The organism is Mesorhizobium sp. M7A.F.Ca.US.006.04.2.1, assembly GCF_004022915.1.
GTDB classification, from domain to species: domain Bacteria; phylum Pseudomonadota; class Alphaproteobacteria; order Rhizobiales; family Rhizobiaceae; genus Mesorhizobium; species Mesorhizobium ciceri.
In genome coordinates, this window is record NZ_RZQA01001322.1 from 1 (window position 1) to 1096 (window position 1096).

At 63.5% G+C, this 1096-nt stretch carries 1 protein-coding gene; it reads right to left on the reverse strand.

Annotation, left to right across the window (positions count from 1 at the left end):
• Positions 1-1018, reverse strand: a 1018-nt coding sequence (locus EN925_RS36985; RefSeq protein WP_164894716.1) for an ABC transporter permease, incomplete at its 3' end; no start/stop codon positions are given.
• Positions 1019-1096: the final 78 nt, after the last annotated feature.

Consider the following 1096-nt stretch of genomic DNA (forward strand, 5'->3'; position numbering starts at 1 on the left):
GCGCCTTGATCAGGCCCGCAAAGATGGTGCTGAGATCGATGGCGACACGCAGCCGGTCGATGAAGGCGGCGGGTGGAATGTCGGAATAGAGCCAGGCAGCCAGGATGCCGCCGCCGAGTGCGGCGAAATTGGCGATGATGGTCAGGCACGGCAAGGCGATGACCAGCGCCACAAGGCGCGGAAAGACCAGGACGCCGATCGGGTTAAGTCCGATGACCTTCAGCGCGTCGACCTCCTCGCGCATCTTCATCGAGCCGATCTCGGCGGTGATCGCGCTGCCGGAGCGGCCGGCGATCATGATCGCCGTCATCAGCACGCCGAGTTCGCGCAGGATCAGCACGCCGACGAGGTCGACGACGAAGATATCGGCGCCGAAATAGCTGAGCTGATAGGCGCCCTGCTGGGCAACGATGGCGCCGACGATCGCCGACATCAGCACCACCACCGGAATGGCGCCGACGCCCATACGGTCGATCTGGTTGAAAATCGCCGCCGGGTTGACGGCATGGCCACGGCCGAGCTTCATCTGCGCGCCACGGATGGTGGCGCCGAGGATGTTCATCGACGCGAGAAAATCGTCGCGCATCTCGTAGACCCGGCGGCCAACCGCCTCCAGCGCGCGAATGACGATGTTGGGCGGTCGCACCGGGCCGGATTCGGGTTCGCGCCGCACGGCCTCGCCGACAGCTTCGAGCAGGATCGAAGCGATCTCGCTCTGGCCTTGCATCTGGATTTCGACACCCTTCTTCTCGAAGGCGCTGACCAGCCGGTCGATCAGCCAGGCGCCGGCAGTGTCCATCTTCTCGATCTTGGAAACATCGAGCGCCAAGGTTTTGAAGCCGCTTCGCTTTTCGATCTTGCGCATGTCGGCGTCGACGAGTGCAACGGTCCGTGTCGTCCAGATTCCGGAGAAAGCGCAGCCAAGAACGCCGTCCTCCTCGCCGATCGCCACGCGCGGTTCGTGGTCAGCCTCCCCTGCGGTCGTGCCGCTTGCGTCGCGCTTGCCGATGGTCAACATGGCGTCCTGTTTAGCCTGACGGGTCTGACCTGTCGATTTGCCGACAACGCTTGTCGCACAGCAGGAGCAGAAAAATAT